The 1,434-nt window shown below is 34.4% G+C and carries 2 protein-coding genes and 1 pseudogene; all 3 read left to right on the plus strand.

The window, feature by feature from the left end:
- Positions 1-127 precede the first annotated feature (127 nt).
- Positions 128-223, plus strand: a pseudogene (locus BA053_RS08465) (zinc-ribbon domain-containing protein); the annotation flags it as partial.
- Positions 224-226: 3 nt separating this feature from the next.
- A complete protein-coding gene (locus tag BA053_RS06170; protein ID WP_245611470.1) occupies positions 227-556 on the plus strand; it encodes a hypothetical protein in 330 nt (109 codons plus the stop codon).
- 111 nt (positions 557-667) lie between these two features.
- Positions 668-1,348, plus strand: a complete 681-nt coding sequence (gene rpe, locus BA053_RS06175) for a ribulose-phosphate 3-epimerase (protein ID WP_065095429.1) — start codon at positions 668-670, stop codon at positions 1,346-1,348.
- The last annotated feature ends 86 nt before the right edge of the window (positions 1,349-1,434 follow it).

The following is a 1,434-nucleotide window of genomic DNA, read 5'->3' on the forward strand; positions in this document are numbered from 1 at the left end:
CAAATATCTTCTATCTCACTCTGTGCTTTTTTTAGTTGCAAATCTTCCATTTGTTATATATATATATTGATATTAAATTTGTAGCTCTGTATCATTTAAGCTTGTTACTACTTTATATGTAAGTGTTATGAAAATACAATGTAATAGTTGTACTAAAACTTACTTAGTATCCCCCGAGCAAATTGGCGCATCTGGAAGAAAGGTAAAGTGTACGAACTGCAATCACATGTGGCATGAATATCTAGAAGAAGTGTCAAACAAATCGCACTCTGCTAATATACAGGAAAAAAAAGTTAGCGGAAGGAATTTTTTACAAAATCTAGCATTTACCACTCTAGCTTTTGCAACAGCTACAGGATTATGCGTCGTAATTGCTAATGGCATCTTTCCTAGAGAGATGAACAAAGCATACAAAACGATCAGTTCATATAAGGATTCAATAAGCTATAAATTAGGGTACAAAAAAGAACAAACAGAAAGTCCAAATGTAAAAGAACTTGCTGTAAATAAGTTTTATCAAGACTACCTTTTTTTATCTAATTTAAGATCTAGTTAAATAGGCATAAGCCGTCGCCGGTATCGGTATTCAGTTTCTCTAGCTACTCAGATGGTGCTTAGGGTGACAGAGTTTTAAAAATAAGTTATTTTTTAGCAAAAAAGGCAGCTCATGAGTATTAAAATTGCACCTTCTATACTTTCAGCAGATTTTGCAAAATTAGGGGAAGAAGTAAGAAAAATTAGCGATTTAGGTGTGGATTACATACACATAGACGTTATGGATGGGAATTTCGTTCCAAATATTACAATTGGTCCTAGCGTTGTCTCTGCAATACGTAAATATAGCAATCTTCCTTTTGATGTGCATTTAATGGTCAAATCTCCTGGTAACCACATTGAAAGCTTTATAAATGCTGGTGCTGATATTATCACTGTACATGCAGAAGCAGAGACACACCTTGAGAGGTTGATAAGAAAGATAAAGTCATACAAAAATGTAAACGACGAAAAAAAACCGATTCAAGTTGGAGTTTCAATTGTTCCTTCAACTTCTCCAAGTGTGCTTGAATACATAATACATGAGCTAGATATTGTGCTGATTATGACAGTCAACCCTGGCTTTGGAGGACAGGAATTCATTCATTCACAGTTGAACAAGATATCTACTATAAAAAAAATGATACAAGAGCGTAACCTTAAAACACAAATTTCAGTAGATGGTGGAATTAACTTTTTTAACGCAGCTGATATAATAAAAGCAGGTGCAGATATTTTAGTTGCGGGATCGGCGATATTCAAGGCTGAAGATATTAAGAAGGCCGTAAACGATCTTAAAAATCCATCGTTGTGACCCTATATAGCTAAAGTGGCTTAGGTTTACCTACAATTTGAAAAACAACAAATTCGTCATTCCGCTACTCGTTAGCGGAATCTATG

Origin of the sequence: Wolbachia endosymbiont of Nomada ferruginata, from assembly GCF_001675785.1 — a bacterium.
Lineage (GTDB): Bacteria > Pseudomonadota > Alphaproteobacteria > Rickettsiales > Anaplasmataceae > Wolbachia > Wolbachia pipientis.

Bases quoted from the DNA above. Each gene is read 5' to 3' on its own strand.
- BA053_RS06170 (WP_245611470.1), top strand. From the start codon at position 227: ATGTGGCATGAATATCTAGAAGAAGTGTCAAACAAATCGCACTCTGCT.
- rpe (WP_065095429.1), top strand. From the start codon at position 668: ATGAGTATTAAAATTGCACCTTCTATACTTTCAGCAGATTTTGCAAAA.